This is a genomic window from Paenibacillus sp. ALE2, assembly GCF_054113385.1.
In genome coordinates, this window is sequence record NZ_CM134213.1 from 4,554,001 (window position 1) to 4,572,565 (window position 18,565).

The 18,565-nt window shown below is 50.9% G+C and carries 1 protein-coding gene (cut by a window edge); it reads right to left on the reverse strand.

Annotated elements, in window-relative coordinates; translation table 11 throughout:
* Nucleotides 1–17,039: the beginning of a non-ribosomal peptide synthase/polyketide synthase gene (locus tag ACXHJ1_RS19695; protein ID WP_457905093.1), read on the reverse strand. It extends 25,252 nt beyond the left edge of the window; the window shows 17,039 of its 42,291 coding nt (coding positions 1–17,039); it begins with the start codon at nt 17,037–17,039; its stop codon lies off the left edge, out of view.
* Between the last annotated feature and the right edge of the window lie 1,526 nt (nt 17,040–18,565).

Here is an 18,565-nt window from a genome sequence, read left to right on the forward strand (position 1 = left end):
AAGAAATTGTCCAAAATGCCGACCGTCTGTAGGCCCAGTACGGACTGCCAGACCGCGACCAGCGCGCGTTCTTGCGCCGTACGCGGCTCTGCATAATCGGCTCCGGTTTGCAGGCTGCCTTCCGGTGCCGGCAATGCCTTGCGATCGATTTTGCCATTGGGACTCAGTGGCATTTGCTCCAGCTGTACAAAGTACGACGGCACCATGTAGCTTGGCAGCTCCCGGCCCAGCTCACTTCTCAGCTCGCTGGCACGGATTTCTTGTCCCGCGACATAGTACGCCACCATTTGTTTTTGGCCCGTTTCATCCGTACGAGCCATGACCACCGCTTCTCGTACCGATTTCACTTGAAGCAGCTGTGTTTCGACCTCGCCCAGTTCAATTCGGTAGCCCCGGATTTTCACCTGATGGTCGATCCGGCCCAGATACTCAATGTTCCCGTCCCGCATCCATCTCGCCAAATCGCCGGTCCGGTACATCCGTTCATAGCCTGCTTCCCCACCCGAAAACGGATCGGCAACGAATTTCTCTGCCGTTAGCTCCGGACGGTTCAGGTAACCGCGGGCTACGCCGACACCACCGATGCACAGTTCCCCTGCAACCCCAATCGGCTGCAATTGCTCCGTGCCTTCCTTGACGATGTACAGACGAATATTTTGAATCGGTTTCCCGATCGGGATAACCGTATATTCCTCATCCAGCTCGCAATCAAAATACGATACGTCCACCGTCGCTTCGGTTGGTCCATACAGGTTGACCAGCTTCGCTCCGGCCAGGCTCGACACGAGCCGCTGGAACCGGGCCGCATGCTGTGGCGGCAACGCTTCACCACTGGCAAAGACATGGCGCAGCGTGCCCAGCTTCGCCTGCATCACTTCCCGCGGCTGCTGCTCCACATACTCCAGGAACGCATGCAGCATGGCGGGCACAAAGTGCATCGTGCTCACACCATCACGGGCAATCGTGTCCACGATGTCTTCCGGGTTCTTTTCCCCGCCCACGGGCAGCAAGCTCACCTTCGAGCCGACCATCGACCACCAGAACAGCTCCCACACCGACACGTCGAAGGTGAAGGCGGTCTTTTGCAGGATCGTATCTTCTGCACTCAAGCCATAGCGATCATGCATCCACAAAATCCGGTTCAGCACGGAATGATGCTCCACCATCACGCCCTTCGGTTTTCCGGTCGAACCGGAGGTATAAATGACATAGGCAACATGATGCGGTCCAGCTAGGGGCTCCAGATTTGAGCCGTCTTCGTGGTAAATGTGCTTGCCATCTTGCTCCTGACGATCCAGCACCAGCACCTGACCATCGAAACTCAGCGACGCTTGCTCCGCCAGATGCGCTTGCGTCAGCACCAGCTTCGCGCCCGAGTCCTCCAGCATAAAGCGGATGCGGTCAGCCGGATATTCCGGATCAATTGGCACATAGGCTCCGCCGGCCTTCAGGATCGCATAGATGCCTACGATCATGTCCAGTGAACGGTGGACCAGAATACCCACGGGCTGATCCGGCTGAACCCCTTGCGCACGCAACGTCCGCGCTAAACGGTTGGCTCGTTCGTTCAGCTCCGCGTAGGTCAACGACTCCGCTCCGCACAACACCGCCACTTGCTCTGGTGTGTTCACTGCCTGCTGCTCGAATAGCGCACTTAGCGTTTGGTCCTGCGGATAAGCTGCCGCTGTATCTCCCCACACCTGAACGATCTGTGCCTGCTCTTCCGGTGTCACCAATGCCAGCTCATTCACACGGATATGCGGATTGTTCACGATTTGCCCGATGACGTGGTTGATATGACCATAGATACGCTCCATTGCAGACCGGTTATACACCAGCGCATTGTACTCAAGCAGAATAGAGATATCTTCATCAGGCACCACAATCAGGTTAAAATCGTAGTTGGTTTGCTCTGCAAGTGCTACGTTGGCAATAGAGAAGCCTGTTTGTGCGTCCGCTTCGCCGGAACCGCCCATCTGCTTCATCTGCTGCCCGATGGGATAGTTTTCAAAGACCATGATGTGATTGATCAGGTCTTGTTTTTGTTCAGTCCGTGCCTGAATGTCGTAGAGCGGGAACGTGTCATAGACACTGGAGGCCAAAGCCTGTTCCTGTGTACGCTGCAATACGTCAGCAAATGTAGCATCCGGTGCACTGCATATGCGTACCGGAATCGTGTTGATAAACAAACCAATCATGCTCTCCACACCTGGAATTTCTGCCGGACGACCAGATACCACACTACCAAACACGACATCCTGATGATTATTGTATTTCTGTAAAATAACGCCCCAAACGCTTTGCAGCAATGTGTTAATCGTTACATGTTGTTGCTTGGCCATTTGGTTTAAGGCGGCACTTCGTTCTTTACCCAACATAAATGGCAGCTTTTCCAAAACATAGCCGGAATTTGAACTTTGACCGCTTCTGTTTGTGTCGTCATCCCGTTCTGCTACAGAAACTTGCGCATTCTCACCAGGCAACAAGGTTTGCTGCTCAAAACCTGCCAAATAGTCACTCCAATAACGAGATGCTTCCTGTGCATCTTGGTGTTCCAACCATTCGATATAGTCACTATACGGCTTGACAGGTGCGAGTTCTGGCTGCTTGTTCTCCAGCAAGGCAAAATATGCACCAAACACTTCGTCCGTCATCAGGGACAGGCACCAGCCGTCCATTACGATATGATGGAAGCTCCATACAAACCGGTATGAGCGATCATCCGTGCGGAAGACAGCTACGCGCATGAGCGCATCCTTGCTTAAATCAAAGCCACGAGCTTTGTCCTGAGTCACAAATTCAGCTACAGCGTGTTTACGCCCTCTGACATCTTCATAACGGAAGCTCGGATTTTTATGGCGATAGACGATTTGCAAGGGTTGTCCATGCCAGCCGCTGTAGAAATTCGTCCGTAATATCGCATGGCGACTAACCAGCAGCTTTAGGCTTTCCTCGAATATGGACGGTGCAAAGAGGCCCTCAAGATCAAAGGTTGCCTGCTCAAAATACACGCCGGTTTCTGCATTCATCAAACTATGGAACAGCATTCCCTTTTGCATGGGGGTCAGTGGGTACACATTTTCCAATTCCCCAACCGCCTTTGTCTGCTCCTTAATCGTATCGAATTGCTCCAGGGTCAGACCTTTGAACAGCACATCACTTGGAGTCAATTCGGTCCGCTCCCGTGTCACACAATGCTCGATCACTTCAAGCAGATTGGCTTTCAGCAGATTGACTAACATTTGGACCGTATCCTTACGGAAGGCTTTGCCGTTATACCGAATGTCGAATTCCAGGATGCCGTTCGTGACAATCCCGCACACATCGAGCGCATATTTCATCTTCGTCCGGTCACTCACGACCGATCCCATCGAGTAAGGAGACATCCGGATATCGCTGTTTGGCAAGTCTTGATCCAACTGTCCGAGATAGTTAAAGCTTACTTGTGGCTCGGCAAAAGCTTGATGTTGACCAAGGTTCAGTACATCTGCTTGCTGAATCGCTTGACCAGATTCACTCCAATATCTCCAGATTCCGTAGCCCATTCCCTTATTCGGAATCTGACGCAGGCTCTCTTTGACCTGTTTGATTCGATCCGACAAAGCATGACCACGACCGATATCCAGCAGCACCGGATATGGACTCGTAAACCAGCCTACCGTACGAGAAATGTCTGTATCCGGCAAAATGTTCTCCCGTCCGTGTCCCTCTAAATGAATCAGACTGCGTTCATGGCCCGTCCACGTGTACAGCGTCATGCCTAGTGCAGTCAGCAGCAAATCGTTCACTTCCGTGTTGTACGCGCGGTGTGCTTGCTTCAATAGTTTTTCTGTCTCTTCTTCCGTAAGCTGGAAGACCACGGTATCCGTGTCAGCCAAGGTAAACGGTTCGACCTCCGCTTGATCCTCAGGCAAACGTACTTGGTCAGCCAAAGCAGCAGCGTTCCATGGCTTCCAGTAGGCGTATTCGCTGTCCATGGCTGCACTATTCGCATAGACGGAAAGTTTTTGTGACCAGGAACGGAATGAATCTGTTTTGTCCGGTAACTGGAGCGTCTCTTCACGGATGGCCTGTTCATAGGCTACAGCTAAATCTTCGAACAAAATGCGCCATGATCCCCCGTCCACGACCAAATGGTGAATTACCATCAACAGATGGTCCCCATCTGCACAGTGGAACAAACCAGCCTTCAACAGCGGTCCTTCATGCAGCTGGATACTGCTTTGAATTTCACTAGCTTTCGCCTCCATGGCTGCGCTGAGCATGGCTTCATCCGTCAAGTTCGTAAAGTCCACCACGTCCAGGTGATACAGCTCACCTTCCTGTACTCCGCGGTTCCAGGCTTCATAGCCTTGCTCGGTCTTGCTGAACACCATCCGCAGTGCATCATGGTGCGCTGTGAGTTTGCCAAGTGCCTGACGCAAAGCGGACTCATCAAACCCTTGCTTCCGGTGCAGCATCACCGCCTGATTAAAGTGATGTGCGTCTACTTGCTTTTGGGCAAAGAACCCATGCTGGATGGGAGACAAAGTTGTTTCCCCGCTCACTTCTCCCTGATCTACCCTACGACTTACCTCGTGCATATGCGGTGCCAGTGTTGCGACGGTTGGGTAGCGGAACAAATCTTTCATGTCCAGCTTGTAGCCTGCCTGGAACGCACGCGATACGATTTGAATCGCCTTGATCGAATCGCCGCCCAGATCAAAGAAATTGTCCAAAATCCCGACAGTTGACACGCCCAGGATGGACTGCCAGATCGCTACGAGTGCTCGTTCTGCTACCGTACGTGGCGCTGCATACTCTGCACCGCTGTGCAGACTGCCTTCCGGTGCTGGCAGGGACTTGCGGTCAATTTTGCCGTTCGGTGTCAGTGGCATCTGCTCCAACCAGATGAAATACGACGGCACCATATAGCTTGGCAGCGCTTGTCCCAGCTTCTGTCTCAACTCATTAGCTCCAAGCTCTTGACTTGCCACGTAGTACGCCACGAGCTGGGTTTGACCTGTTTCGTCCGTGCGGGCCATGATGACTGCTTCTTGTACGGACTCCACCTGCAGCAGCTGCGATTCGATCTCGCCCAGTTCGATCCGGTAGCCCCGGATTTTAATCTGGTGATCCATCCGCCCCAAATATTCAATGTTACCGTCCGGCATCCATCTCGCCAAATCGCCTGTACGATACATTCGCTCATGGCCTGCCTTGTCACCAGCGAACGGATGATTTACAAATTTCTCGGCCGTCAGTTCTTCACGTTTCCAGTACCCGCGAGCCAAGCCTTCCCCGGCAATACATAACTCACCCGGCACACCGACGGGCTGCAATTCCCCATTCGCATTCAGGATATATATTTGGGTATTCGCGATAGGACGTCCGATGTTAATTTGTTGAGCATGGGTCAGTTCCTGCACGGTCGACCACACCGTCGTTTCTGTAGGTCCGTACATGTTATAAATCCGGGGACCGTTTATTTCTTGCAGTGCTGCAAGCAGCTTGGACGGCAGGGCTTCGCCCCCCACCATAATGGCCTTCACGCCTTGCAGCGCCCGGGAACCTGCTTCATGACCCAGCAGCATTTGCAACCGGGACGGCGTCATTTGCAACATCTCAATATGATGATGAGCAATCAATTCACCCAGCGCTTGAGGATTCACCTGATGCTGGTGGTCGCCAAGCACCACCGTCATTCCACCTAGCAGTGGCAGGATCGTCTCCAAGACGAAAATATCAAAAGAAATGGTCGTGAGTGACAACATCGTTTTGCTCGTTTCAAAGTCAATGACTTCGCGCATCCCTGTGATAAAGTTGAGGACGGAGCGATGCTGGAGCATAACTCCTTTCGGATTTCCGGTTGAACCAGAGGTATAGATGACGTAAGCCAAATGCTCTGGGCTGGAGATCGATTCCAGGTTACTGCTTTCTCCCTGATACAATGCTGCATCCTCAAGAAATAGGGCATTGGCGTGGCAATGGTGCTCTTCTGCTAAATCACGACGGGTCAGAAGCACTGCGGCCTCGCTGTCTTCCAGCATGTATGCAATGCGTGAGGACGGAAATTCGGGATCAATCGGCACATAAGCACCACCTGCTTTTAGCACGGCCAGCAGACCTACGATCATTTCCACGGAGCGCTGTACCATCAGACCGACCAGTTTGTCAGGTCCTACTCCCTGTGCTTGAAGCACTCGTGCCAGCGAATTCGCCCGTTCATTTAGCTCCTGATACGTCAGACGCTGATGTCCAAATACCAATGCCACCTGATCTGGTGTACACTCCACCTGAGCCTCGAACAGCTGATGGATCGTCTGATGAGACGGAAATGTACAAGCGGTATCATTAAAAGCCGCTGTAATCTGTTGTTTTTCCGCTGCTGTGAGTAGTTCCAGCTCTTCCACCCGAACATGCGGGTTGAGCGAAATTTGCTCCAGCAGGCGTGCAAAATGTCCATACAGACGCTCAATACCTGCTTGATCAAAGCTGAGCGTGTTATACATAAAACGAATCTTGATGCCTTCACCTGGCATCACGACAACGTTCAGATCGTAGTTGGTTTCCTCTGTAGACACCACGTTTGAAATTGTGAAGGGATCCTGTCCATCACTGCCCAGTTGCTCTACCTGCTGCTCCACCGGGTAATTTTCAAATATCATAATATGGTTGATTAAATCCTGCTTCTGCTCGGTCAGCGCTTGAATTTCATACAGCGGGAACGCATCGTAGGCATTGGAAGCCAGCGCCTGCCGCTGTGTTCGTTTCATCAGCTCAACAAAGCTTTCGCCTGGTTCAGACTGCACACGCACTGGAATTGTATTGATAAATAGCCCGATCATGTGCTCCACACCTGGAATATCCCCTGGACGGCCGGATACAACACTGCCGAACACGACATCCGTACTGTTGTTATACTTCTGCAACAGAACGCCCCATACGGTCTGAATCAGCGTGTTGATCGTCACCTGATTTTGCTTCGCCACCCGTTCGATCTGGTCAACCAGCTCTGGCTGGAATTCGCAATCCAGATCTTCAGCGATATATTCCCCGGCTTGCATCGATTTCGGCTGTGCTTTTTGCTGCGGAAGCGTAATTTGCTGCTCGTAGTCCGCCAGATACCCACGCCAGTATTGCAGGGCTGCCTCACGGTCCTGACGTTCCAGCCATTCGATAAAACGACTGAACGGCGTGACAGGCTCCAGCACGGGCTCATGACCCGCACGCAGGGCCAGATAGCTACCGAATACTTCCTGGGTCATAAAGGACAAGCACCAGCCATCCATCAAAATGTGATGGAAGCTCCAAATAAAGTGATACGTTTCATCCCCGGTTTGTAGGATTGAGATACGAAGGAGTGCGTCCTCCGCGAGACGGAATCCTTTCGCTTTATCGGCAAGGGTAAATGCCTCCACACGTGCTTTACGTTCTTCTCTTTCCAGTCCGCGCAGGTCTTCATAGTATAATTGTCCGCTGCGATTGCGGAAGACGACCTGTACAGGCTCATCCTTCCATGAGTTGATAAAGTTCGTCCGCAGGGCCTCATGACGCTGTACGAGCAGATCCAAGCTCTTACCGAAAGTAACCACATCGAAGCGCCCATTCAGCTCAAAGGATGCCTGCTCAAAATAAGCCGCCGAATTCTCATCCATCAGGCTGAAAAAGAGCATACCCTTTTGCATCGGTGTCAAAGCATACACATTTTCCAGCTCGCCCAGATCTCGCGTATCTTCCACCAATTGCTCCAGTTCGTCCAGCGTTACATGGTTTAACAGCACATCACTTGGAGTCAGCACTGTTCTTTCTTGGGTGACGCAATGATGAATCAGCTCACGCAAGCCAGATGCCAGCAGCTCTCCCAGCCGTGCAATCGTTTCATGACGGAACTGCGTTGTACCGTAGCGGATCGTGAACACCAACTCGCCATCCTCGATTAATCCGTTGATATCCAGCGCAAAATCCATAGTCGCGTTCGTGCTGACAGGCACACCGATGGAATAGGATGAAGGCTGTAAATCGTTGCCTTTATAATCCTGATCGAATTGGCCCAAATAGTTAAAACTGATCTCAGGCTGAGTCTCTAACTGCACGCCTGCTTTCTCTAGCACATTTAGACCCGACAGGTAGCGTAAAATGCCATATCCGATGCCTTTTTGCGGAATATGACGCAGCCCTTCCTTGGTCCGCTTGATCAGGCGAGCAGTATGTCCCCCTTGTCCCAGACTTCCATCCAGGACAACCGGGAACTGGCTCGTAAACCAGCCGACCGTACGCGTAATATCCACATCCGGTACAATGGCTTCCCGTCCATGGCCCTCAAGATTGACCAGCACCCGTTCGGAACCAGACCAGTCATACACCGCTTTTCCGAGCGCGGCTAGCAACAGGTCATTCATTTCCGTGTTGTACGCGCGATGAGCTTGTTTGAGCAGCTGCTCCGTCTCCTGCTTCGTCCAGCGGACCGTCACCATCTCACTGTCTCCGAGCCGTGCATTATCATTCGCAAAATCCTTCGGCAAAGGCTTCGCAAGGCTTGCTTCGGCTTGTTCGATATGCTGCCAGTAAGCCAGCTCCTGCTCCATCGTTGCACTGTTGGCGTAGGCTGACAGTTGTTTGGCCCATACCTGGAACGAATCTGTTTTATGCGGCAGCCGAATAGCTGTGCCGGTTTGACCTGCAACAGCCTGCTCATAACCGGATGCCAAATCCTCCAGCAAAATACGCCATGATACACCGTCCACCACCAAATGATGAATGACGATTAATACATGGTCGCCCTCCGCGCAATGGAACAGACCGAGCTTCACCAGCGGACCCTCGCTCAAATGAATGCTGGCTTGAATTTCACTCGCCTTGGCTTCGATAGCGCTGGATTCATCTTCCACTCTGCTGAAATCTACAATGTCCAGCGTGTATAGCTCGCCTTCCTCTACACTGCGGTTCCAAGCAACATAGCCTTGCTCCGTCTCACGGAATACCGTGCGCAATGCGTCATGATGCTGGACCATACGGTCCATCGTACGGCGCAGCGCTTCGACGTCAAAGCCCCCAGCTCGGTACAGCATCATCGCCTGGTTGCTGTGGTGCAGATCAGCCGGCTGCTGCTCGAAGAACCAGCGCTGAATAGGTGTCAGTTCCACCTGGCCTACGACCTCTTCCTGACTGGCCACCTTGCCATCGGTACGAAGTAATGGACTGAGTGCCGCTACCGTCGGATGGCTGAAGAGGTCTTTCATGTTCAGTCGATAACCTGCTTGCAGCAAGCGGGAGGATACTTGCAAGGCCTTGATCGAATCGCCGCCAAGCTCAAAGAAGTTATCCTGCGTGCCTACGGCATCCACGCCAAGCACTGCGGCCCATACCGCAGCCAGTACTTGCTCCACCGTAGTACGCGGTTCCACATAGGCTGCTCCGGTATGAATGCTGCCTTCCGGTTCCGGCAAAGCCTTGCGGTCGATTTTGCCGTTGCTGGTCAGCGGGATCGTCTCCAGTCGCATGAGCCGTGCAGGCACCATGTGCGCTGGCAGTCCGGCTTCCAGCGCGGCCTGTACTTCCTCGATCCGCAGCTCGGTTTCTCCCGTGATGTATCCACACAAATACTTGTGTCCACGCTCGTCCGTCCGGTCGATGACTACGGCTTGACGCACACCCGGTATCCGCTGGATCGCCGTTTCAATCTCGCCCAGCTCGATCCGATATCCCCGGATTTTGACTTGATAGTCCATCCGGCCGATAAAGTCTACATTGCCGTCTGGCATCCACCGTGCCAAATCGCCGGTGCGATACAAATGTTCACCCGGTACGTACGGGTTCGCTACGAATTTCTCCGCCGTCAGGTCCGCACGGTTCAGGTATCCCCGTGCCACGCCAGCACCGCCGATGCACAGCTCACCCAGTACGCCAATCGGCACCGGATTCAGCTGGCTGTCCACGATGTAGAAGCGTGCGTTCAGCCATGCCTGACCAATCGGCACATTCCCACTGCTTGGCAGCTTCGACAGCTCTTCGTCGTAGAAGCTGGAGTCAATCGCCGCTTCCGTGACACCATAGCTGTTGATGATGCGGATGTCCGCACCAAACCGTTCTTGCAGCACCCGATAATCCGTCACGCTGCAGCTGTCTGAGCTGGTGATCAGCAGCTCCAGACTGCTCATGTCCAGCCCGTGTTCATGCACATGCTGCATAAACGGTACGATCAAGGCTGGTGTCGATTCGAACACGGTGATTTGATAATCACGAATCCAGCCGTACAGACGGCTTGGATCAATGCGATCCTCTTTCGGACAGATGACCATCGTGCCGCCGTTATAAAGGGTCCGTGCAATATCGCCGACGAACACGTCGAAGGAGAAGCTGGCCAGTTGCAGCAATCGGACTGGGAACTGGTTCAGACGGTAATCCCGGCGATACGCGGCAGCCGTGTTCACCAAGCTGCGATGCTCGATCATGACGCCTTTTGGACGCCCCGTTGTCCCCGACGTATAGATCACATACGCCAAGTCTTGCGGCTCGTTGATACGTTCAATATCCGTGGTATCCCCGGTGTACAGCGACTCATCGTCAAGTGCCAATACAGTACGCAGACGCAGCCCAGTTACCGGTTCAGATGCTGCTTCGCTGTCAGACTTCGAATCTGCTTTCAAGCTTACGCCTTCAGTCAGGCGGTCTCTTTCCATCGTTTCAGCGCCAGCCGCTGTTTCCAGTTCAACCTCAGTCTGCCCTCCGACCAAGGCCCGCCGGCTTTCCGCGAGCCATGCTTGTGCACGCTCCTGCAAGCCGATTTGCGTGAGCAGCACCGTCGCACCGCTGTCCTCGAGCATGAAACGAATGCGCTCGGACGGATAGTCTGCATCCAGCGGTACATAGGCGCCTCCAGCCTTCCATACCGCTAGTACGCCGACCAGCATGTCTACCGAACGCTCGCTCAAGATGCCTACAATCGATTCGCGTCCAATGCCCTCATTCCGCAATCTACGGGCCAGTTGGTTCGCACGCTCGTTCAACTCGCGGTACGTAAGCTGCCGCTCCTCGTATACAACGGCCACATGATCCGGCACAAGCTGCGCTTGTTCTTCCACATAGGCGTGGAACAACAATTCCGATTCCTTTTCATCACTCCATGCAGCTACGCCTACTGATCCAAAACCATCGATGATTTTCGCTTTTTCCGCAGCAGTCACCAGCTCAAGCTCATCCACCAGTGCATCTGGTCGGTGAATCGCTTCTTCAATCATATGCAGCAAATGCTCACGGATTTGCTCTACAGCTGTACGTTCCAACACCTGCGCGTTGTACTCCAAATGGACATGGATTTCATCGCCTGGCACCACGGTGATGTTGAAATCATAGTTTGTTTGCTCTGACATGGAAGCATTGGCAATCGTAAAGCCATTGTTCCCGCGGCTACCCATCTGCTCCATGCGCTGTTCCACGGGGTAGTTTTCAAACACGATAATATGGTTCACCAGGTCCTGCTTCTGCTCGGTCAGGGCCTGAATTTCATATAACGGATAGGTTTCATAGGCACGGGAAGCCAGTGCCTGCTCCTGAATCTGCTTCATCAGCCCAGCAAATGTCATCTCTTTCTCACTGTGAATCCGTACAGGAACGGTGTTAATGAACAACCCAATCATTTTGTCGATGCCCGGAATATCTGCTGATCTGCCGGATACGACACTGCCAAATACCACATCCCGACTGTTGTTATACCGCTGTAGCACAACGCCCCACGCTGCTTGCAGGAATGTGTTGACCGTCACTTGCTTTTGCTTAACCAGCTTGTTCATCCGCTCCGTCACTTCACGGCCCAGTGTAAATGAAAGCTTGTCCGCTTCATATGCTTTAGCGTGACCGTCCAGCTGTTTGACCTGCGGCAATACGGTCTGCTGCTCAAAGCCCGCAAAATAATCGCTCCAGAACCGTTCTGCCTCCGCGTTGTCCTGTCGATCCAGCCATTCAATATATTCACTGTATGGCGTTACCGGGGCAAGCTCCGGCTTGCGGTCTTCAAGGATGGCAAAGTACGTATGAAACGCTTCCCCGACAACCAGGAACAAGCACCAGCCGTCCATCAAAATATGATGGAAGCTCCACACAAAACGGTACGACTCCTCACCTGTACGTAAAATAGACACCCGCATCAGCTCGCCGGAGCTGAAATGAAAGCCTGCCGCTTTGTCACGTTCCGCAAAATCAGCAAGGTATGCGGCCTGCTCTTCTTGTCCCATTGAACGTATATCTTCAAACCGGAATCCAGCCGCTTTATGGCGGTACACTACCTGTAAAGGCTGCTCATTCCAGCCACTATAAAAATTTGTTCTGAATATTTGATGGCGTTCCACCAACTGATTGAGGCTTTCAGCAAAAGCCTCCACTTGGAAGCTGCCTTGCAGATCAAATGTCGCCTGCTCAAAGTATGCCCCGGATTGCGGCTCCATGAAGCCGTGGAACAGGATGCCTTTTTGCATAGGGGTTAACGAATAAATGTTTTCCAGTTCTCCAGCAGCAGCCGTCTGCTCTACAATATGATCCAGCTCTACAGCCGTCAGTCCTTGGAAGGACAAGTCGCTTGGGGTCAGCTCCGGCAACTCTTTGGCCACACAGTGAGCCAACACCTCACGCAAGCTCTCCTGCAGCAGATCAGCCAGTTTTTTAATCGATTTTTTCATAAACATTTTGTTGCTGTAGCTGATCGTCAGTTCCAGGGCACCGTCCGTGATCATGCCGTTGATATCCAGAGCATACCGCTTGGTCAACGTGTCACTCATGGAAGCTCCGACGGAATAAGGAGACATACGGAATGCATTCTGCTTCAAATCCTGATCGAATTGGCCGAGATAGTTAAAGCTGATTTCCGGCTCGGCCACAAAAGTGGCTTCTTCTGCCCTGTCAGCAAGATATCTCAAAATTCCGTATCCAATCCCTTTATGCGGCAAACGGCGTAGCCCTTCCTTGACGTTCTTGACACGCTGTCCCACATTCCGGTCCTCGCCCATATCCAGGACCACTGGAAATTGGCTGGTAAACCAACCGACGGTGCGCGTAATATCCATATCCGGCAAAATGGCTTCCCGTCCATGACCCTCCAGATTCACAAGCACCTGACCGATGCCTGCCCACTCCTGAACGGCCGTACCCAAAGCTGTCAGCAGCAGGTCGTTTGCTTCTGTATTGTAGGCCCGATGGGCTTGTTTCAAAAATTGTTCCGTTTCTTCGACCGTCCACGCTACGGTCAGTGTCCGATCATCGCGAAGCTGTGGCTTGGCCTGAGACTTACGAGTGTAATCCTTAGGTAATGCCTCTTGTGCAGCACCAGCTCGCTCCACCTGCTCCCAATATGCCCGTTCCTTCTCCAACGCAGTGCTGTTCGCATAAGCTGACAGCTGATCTGCCCACAGGCGGAAGGAATCCGTCTTATTCGGCAAACGGACAGACTCGCCCTGTAAAGCCTGCTCATAGCCGGATGCCAAATCCTCCAGCAAAATACGCCAAGACACGCCGTCGACCACCAAATGGTGGATCGCTACCAACAAATGGTCTCCATTGGTGCAACGGAACAGACCCAGCTTTACCAGCGGTCCTTCGGACAGGTTCATGCTACTTTGGATTTCAGTTGCTTTCGCCTCAATCGTCGTGCTCAACATGGCTTCATCTGTCAGAGCCATAAAGTCCAGCACGTCCAGATGATACAGCTCGCCTTCCTGTATTCCGCGATTCCACGCTTGGTAGCCTTGCTCGGTCTTCCTGAACACCATCCGCAATGCATCGTGGTGCTCCGTCAACTGGATTAGCGCTTGATGCAAAGCAGCTTCGTCAAAGCCCTGCTCCCGGTGCAGCATAACCGCCTGATTAAAATGATGCGCGTCCACTTGCTCCTGTTCAAAGAACCAATGATGGATCGGAAGCAATGCCGTTTCCCCGCTCACTTCTCCCTGATCTGCCATACGACTTGTCATAAGTGGTGCCAATACTGCGATGGTTGGACACCGAAGCAGATCCTTCATATCCAGCTTGTAGCCTGCCTGGAACGCACGGGATACGATTTGAATCGCCTTGATCGAATCGCCGCCCAGGTCAAAGAAATTGTCCAAAATACCGACGGTTGGCACGCCCAAGATGGACTGCCAGATTGCGACGAGTGCCCGTTCTGGCGCGGTATGCGGCGCTTCATAATCCGCTCCGCTTTGCTGGCTGCCTTCCGGTGCTGGTAGGGACTTGCGGTCGATCTTACCGTTCGGTGTCAGCGGCATCTGCTCCAACTGAATGAAATACGACGGCACCATATAGCTTGGTAGCTCCTGCCCCAGCTCACTTCTCAGTTCACTAGCTTCCATGGCTTGATTGGCCACATAGTACGCTACCATTTGTTTTTGGCCCGTTGTTTCGTCCGTACGAGCCACGACGGTCGCTTCTCGTACCGACTCCACCTGCAAAAGCTGTGATTCGATCTCGCCCAGTTCGATCCGGTAGCCCCGGATTTTAACCTGGTGATCCATTCGTCCCAAATATTCAATATTGCCGTCCAGTGTCCATCTGGCCAAATCACCTGTACGATACATCCGTTCATAGCCCGCTTTGCCTCCAGCAAACGGATTTTCCACAAATTTCTCGGCCGTCAGATCTTCGCGATTCCAATACCCACGGGCCAACCCTTCCCCTGCTATACATAATTCTCCCGGTATACCGACTGGCTGCAATTCCCCGCTCGTATTTAGGATATATATTTGGGTGTTCGCGATGGGACGTCCTATATTAATTTCTTGAGCATGAGTTAGTTCCTGTACAGTCGACCAAACTGTCGTTTCTGTAGGTCCGTACATGTTATAAATACGGAGACCATTTATTACTTGTAGCGCTCCCAAAAGCTTGGAAGGAAGGGCTTCACCTCCCACCATGATTTCCTTCACACCCTGTAGCGCGTGGGAACCTGCTTCATGATCCAGCAGCATCTGCAGCCGGGATGGTGTCATTTGCAACATCTCAATATGATGATGGGTAATCAACTCACCCAGTGCCTGAGGGTCCACTTGATGCTGGTGGTCGCCAAGCACAACCGTCATTCCAGTCAGCAGCGGCAAGATGGTTTCCAAGACAAAAATATCGAATGAAATGGTTGTCAGTGACAAAATGGTTTTGCCAGCTTCAAAGTCAATGATTTCACGCATCCCGGTAATAAAGTTGAGGACCGAGCGATGCTGGAGCATAACTCCTTTTGGATTTCCGGTTGATCCAGAGGTATAGATGACGTAGGCCAAATGCTCTGGGCGAGCAATCGCCTGCAGGTTGCTGCTTTCTCCCTGATACAATGCTGCATCCTCAAGAAATATAGCATTGGCATGGCAAGGGTGCTCTTCTGCCAGATCACGACTGGTCAGAAGCACTGCCGCTTTGCTGTCTTCCATCATGTATTCAATACGAGATGACGGAAATTCGGGATCAATCGGCACATAAGCTCCGCCTGCTTTTAGAACGGCCAGCAGACCTACAATCATTTCCACTGAGCGTTGTACCATCAGGCCAACCAGCTTGTCAGGTCCTACTCCCTGTACTTGAAGGATTCGTGCCAATGAATTCGATCGTTCATTCAGTTCCCGATAAGTTAGACTCTGATTTCCAAATACAACCGCTGTCTGATCCGGCGAACGTTCTGCCTGTTCCTCGAATAGCTCATGAATACCCGCATCTTGTGGAAAGGGGACAGCTGTCGCATTAAATACATCCATAATTTGAGTCCGCTCTTCGTCACTCATCAGTGACAACTCCTGAATCCGCTTCTGTGGCCCTTTCACCATATGCTCTACCACACTCACGAATTGGCGAATAATTCGGGCGATCTCCTGCTCGCTGAACAGCTCAGTCCGATAATCCAGTTGCAATACAAGTTTATCGTCATCCAGCATGTCTATCATGGCAATATCGAAGTCGCTCACCGTATCTCCGCAGAAATCAGTATGTACCTGCTGAATGGCTTCATCAAAACGAGAGAAGCTCAGCGTACGGTACTGAATGGTAACGCCAAACAAGCGGCCAATATCCGTGCCGCTTTGCTGTTCACGCAAATCCTGCATGATTTTGTTATACGGATAACGCTGATGCCGCAAAATGGACGCCTGCTCCTTGCCAACACCGTGTAGAAAAGTGAGCAACTCGGATTCCGGCTCAACTTGCAGACGTGTAGCCACAGTGCTGACGAACATGCCCATTGTATTTTTTTCCTTCTTTAACGTGCGGTTAGCATACAATGTACCAACGGTTAAATCTTGTTCACCTGTCGTTTTATGTAAAAAAATATACAATGCGGCCAGGAAAAATGTAAAAATACTGATGTTATGCGCCTCGCAAAAAGCCGTGACACCACGATATAATTCGTGCTCCAGTGTATAAACCTCTCGGTGTGCAGCCGTGCTTATCGTGAGCGGATTGTAAGACTTTAAACCTGTAACCTCCGGCAAGTCGGCAAATTTCTCCGTCCAGTACACCTTGTCCTTTTGGTAGCGTTCTGATTGCTCATAGCTTTGCTCCGTCTGAATAAAATCGAGATATGAGTTCGCTGGGACCGGCGTATCTGAACCTGTACCATGTACAATATTCATATAGTTCCCCGTAATTTCATTAATGGCCTGCTCCATGGTAACGCCGTCAGAAATAATATGATGCATCTTGAAACTAAACCAGGTGTCTTCTGCCCCCAGCTGCAAAATAACAAATCGATACAACTGCGAATCCAGTAAGGGGAACGGCTGGGCATTATGATGACTCACCCATAGCTCAGCTTCCTCTGGAGTAACCTGAAGGGTTTCTATGCTTTGAGCAGCAAACGGCTCAACATATTGATAGGGAATGCCGTCCCGAACCGTGATTTTGATACGAAAAGAATCGTTTTGTGCAACCACCCGGTTCATTGCCTCCTGCAATGCATCTATGCGAACCGTTCCCTTGATTTTAACAGTGGTAATAATCGTAGATGTGTTGCGATTGGGATACACAAGCTCCGTGTACCAAATACGTTGCTGTGGCTGGCTTAATGTAAACAATTGAACATTGTGCTGAGTCATACGTATCTCTCCTCGCAAAATAGATATGGGTAAAAGTAACTCTGCTTAAATGACCTCCCTTGGCAAGGAACGGTCATGCGAGCCTTTTCTCCGGCATTAAATTGCCAATAGAAGTCAGTAAAAAGCGACCACTCCTGATACACCATTAAGATCTGAGTGCGCATGTTTGTTGTAGCAGTTTGATAATTATGCTTTTGCCGCCACGGCACGCGACGACAATCGTTACCGTTTCTCCTTCTCCTATCAGGAAGCTGGTACCCTTCAGCCCCCGGAGCTTCGAGAAGCTGGTTTTGATCAAAACAAGTACATCTTCTTTTCTTCGCTCACACTTTCGCAGTGCAAGCTTTTTTAGTTGGGCAGACATGGTGAAAAAACTCTGACTCTGGATGTATGAATATGTGCATGGAATGGGGACATTTTTGAATTATGCTGTGAGTGCATCTTGGTGGTGGGTTGTAGAACGGTTGCCGCAATGTTAACAACGTAGTGTGTCGTGATGTGTGCTGTCTGAATCTTAGCTTGAGGGTATTGATGCTATGAGACGCATGAGCTACTGCACCGTGGTTAGGAGCGTAATTCTAGGTTGAAGGGGGCAAAAACTCACGATTGCGCTTATGACTTCCTGATTTTGTACATGGATAAAAAAGCGACGGTCATCGAAAGAGCTAGCGAAGTTTCCACGCTGCTAGGAAACGTTTCGCACTCCTCAAAATCTGTGCACAAACGGGCATAATCATTTGAACTAACCGTGCATTTTACAGTACTTCTTCAGGTGTTTTCTGCATCAAATGAAGCTCTTCGGTGAAAGGTTAATCTGAATAAATAGGATTTGTCTTTGGAATACAGAAGATATGGGACAGATTTACCGGAATGATGCTATGGACAGATAATCTTGCAGTCTTGTTTATACAACTGCCATGATTTTTGGATACAGTCAGTGCTCCCTACAGTGTCTACAAAAGAAAACAGCTTATGTACTTATGAAGCCATTTTAGGCAATGCTCTCATGTCCGGTGAAACAAAATAGCTGGGTCTTCTCAGTCAGATTGGAACACGATTTTCAAAAGCCAAGACACGACCGAGTCGCCATAAAAATTTCTAACATCCTCTTGCTGTCCATAATATAGAAATAAATCCTTATATATCTTCTTTACTCCCAATACTTTCTAGCTATTTTAAATATACAAACTTTAAAACCAATTAACATGGGACATAAGTTCCAAATTGATAGATTTCATAAAATTATTAAACAGCCCATATTATTCTATTATATTTATATCTTTAAATGCAAGAATTGCACTTTTTTATTAAATTGAATACTAAGCATGACAAGTTAATGTGATTTAGAACAAAATTTTTGATTTTATAACCGATAAAATAAAAATGATGTATGCTTGCATGAAACTCCAAACCCCTTGCACCAAAACAAATTTTACATTACATATCATTAACACAAATGTAACAAACCGTTCCCGACACCATCCGACAATTTTCAACTTTTTCAGCGATTATCTTTAACTACCTAA